Source organism: Mycobacterium sp. (genome assembly GCF_049281135.1).
In the GTDB taxonomy this organism is placed as follows: domain Bacteria; phylum Actinomycetota; class Actinomycetes; order Mycobacteriales; family Mycobacteriaceae; genus Mycobacterium.
Genome location: NZ_JBAPRN010000775.1, coordinates 1 through 2,445, shown reverse-complemented (window position 1 = coordinate 2,445; position 2,445 = coordinate 1). Strand labels below are relative to the sequence as shown.

The following is a 2,445-nucleotide window of genomic DNA, read 5'->3' as shown; positions in this document are numbered from 1 at the left end:
GCCAGGCGCTCGACGACTGCCACGATGCCTACCGTTGGCTGCGCCTGCGCGGATACCAGCCGGATCAGATCGTGGTAGCCGGCGACTCGGCCGGCGGATATTTGGCTCTTGCTCTGGCGCAACGGCTTCAGCAGGCCCACGAGGAACCGGCGGCGCTGGTGGCGATCTCGCCGCTGCTGCAACTGGCCAAGGGGCCCAAGCAGGCGCACCCGAACATCAAGACCGATGCGATGTTCCCCGCCAAGGCATTTGACGCGTTGTTGACGCTGGTCGCCAAGGCTGCCCGCAAGCACCTCGTCGACGGCAAACCGGAAGAGCTCTACGAGCCGCTCGACCACGTCGAGCCGGGATTGCCCCGGACGCTGATCCACGTGTCCGGCTCAGAGGTGCTGCTGCATGACGCCCGTGTGGCGGCCCGGGCACTCGCCGCGGCCGGAGTGCCGACCGAGGTGCGGGTCTGGCCGGGCCAGATTCACGACTTCCAGCTCGCTGCGCCGCTGATTCCCGAGGCAACGCGGTCGCTGCGGCAGATCGGCGAGTACATCCGCGAGGCCACCGGCTAGGCCCAGGCTGGTTCGTCCGGCCATGTGCTGGGCGGACCGCCTCGTCAGCGGACAGCCGCTGCGCGCGGCCGGGCAGCACCTGAGACCATCTACTCATGCGGATCGCGCGACACATCAGTGAACTGATCGGAAATACTCCACTGGTTCAACTGAACTCGGTCGTGCCGCCGGGTTCGGGCCGGGTGGTGGCCAAGGTCGAGTACCTCAGCCCCGGGATGAGCAGCAAGGACCGGATCGCGGTGAAGATGATCGACGCCGCCGAGGCCGGCGGAGAGCTCAAACCGGGCGGCACCATCGTCGAGCCGACCTCCGGCAACACCGGCGTCGGCCTGGCGCTGGTCGCCCAGCACCGCGGCTACCACTGCGTGTTCGTCTGCCCCGACAAGGTCAGCGAGGACAAACAGAATGTGCTGCGTGCCTACGGCGCCGAGGTCGTGGTGTGCCCGACCGCTGTGCCGCCCGAGCACCCGGACAGCTACTACAGCGTCTCCGACCGGCTGGTCGCCGAGATCGACGGTGCCTGGAAGCCCGACCAATACTCCAACCCGCAGGGCCCGGCCAGCCACTACGAGACCACCGGGCCGGAGATCTGGGCCGACACCGACGGTCAGGTCACCCATTTCGTCGCCGGGATCGGAACCGGCGGGACGATCACCGGCGCCGGCCGCTACCTCAAAGAAGCCTCCGGCGGGAAGGTGCGCGTCATCGGCGCCGACCCGGAGGGGTCGGTGTACTCCGGCGGCAGCGGTCGGCCTTATCTCGTTGAGGGCGTTGGCGAGGATTTCTGGCCGGCGGCCTACGACAGCGCGGTGCCCGACGAGATCATCGCGGTCTCCGACTCCGATTCGTTCAACATGACCAGACGGCTGGCTCGTGAGGAGGCCATGCTGGTCGGCGGCTCGTGCGGCATGGCGGTGGTCGCGGCGCTGAAAGTCGCCGAACACGCCGGGCCCGACGCGCTGGTCGTCGTGTTGCTGCCCGATGGCGGTCGCGGATACATGTCGAAGATCTTCAACGACGCCTGGATGTCGTCGTACGGCTTCCTGCGTACCCGGCTGGACGGCTCGATCGAGCAGCCCACGGTCGGCGACGTGCTGCGGGGTAAGTCGGGCCATCTGCCCGACCTGGTGCACACTCATCCGTCGGAGACCGTGCGTGACGCGATCAGCATCCTGCGCGAGTACGGGGTGTCACAGATGCCCGTCGTCGGCGCCGAGCCGCCGGTGATGGCCGGTGAGGTGGCCGGCAGTGTCTCTGAGCGCGAACTACTTTCAGCCGTCTTCGAGGGTCGCGCCAGCCTGGCCGACGCCGTCGGGATGCACATGAGCCCGCCGCTGCCGATCATCGGCGCCGGCGAACAGGTCGGCTCGCTGGCCAAGACGCTGCGCGACTTGGACGCCGTGATGGTCGTCGAGGAAGGCAAGCCGGTTGGCGTCATCACCCGGTATGACTTGTTGGGTTTTCTGTCCGACGGCGCGCTACGCAAGTAGCCGGACCGGTTTCAGGCAAATTACTTCGGGTAGCAAATCAGTGTGCAAAGGGAAAGCCGTTCATGACCGAACAACCGCCGTCGTCGTCGTTCCCGCCGCCCCCGCTTCCGGGCAGCGGTAACTACCCGCCCCCGCCGCCGCCGTCGGGCGGGTATGTGCCGCCGCCACCGGGGCCGGTCCTTCGCGGCCTGGCCAAAGAGGATTGCACCCCGTGGCTCAGCCGGGTCGCGGCCTACCTCGTCGACCATCTGCCGCTGCTGCTGATCCTCGGCGTCGGTTGGCTGGTGCTGCAGAACTCCGCGGAGAGCGCCTGCCTCACGGACATCAGCCCGAACACCGTGGATCAGATCTGCACGATCGGATATTCGACGCTCGGCATGACGGTCATGTGG

General features: G+C 67.7%; 2 protein-coding genes and 1 pseudogene. All 3 read left to right on the top strand.

Annotation, left to right across the window (positions count from 1 at the left end; translation table 11 throughout):
- The coding region (locus tag WAN02_RS30700; RefSeq protein WP_422269144.1) for an alpha/beta hydrolase fold domain-containing protein at window positions 1-563 on the top strand (563 nt) is incomplete at its 5' end.
- A 95-nt stretch (window positions 564-658) separates the two neighbouring features.
- Window positions 659-2,053 carry a cystathionine beta-synthase gene (locus WAN02_RS30695; protein WP_422269143.1) on the top strand — a complete coding sequence of 465 codons (1,395 nt, stop codon included), beginning with the start codon at window positions 659-661 and terminating at the stop codon, window positions 2,051-2,053.
- A 62-nt stretch (window positions 2,054-2,115) separates the two neighbouring features.
- Window positions 2,116-2,445, top strand: a pseudogene (locus WAN02_RS30690) (RDD family protein); the annotation flags it as partial.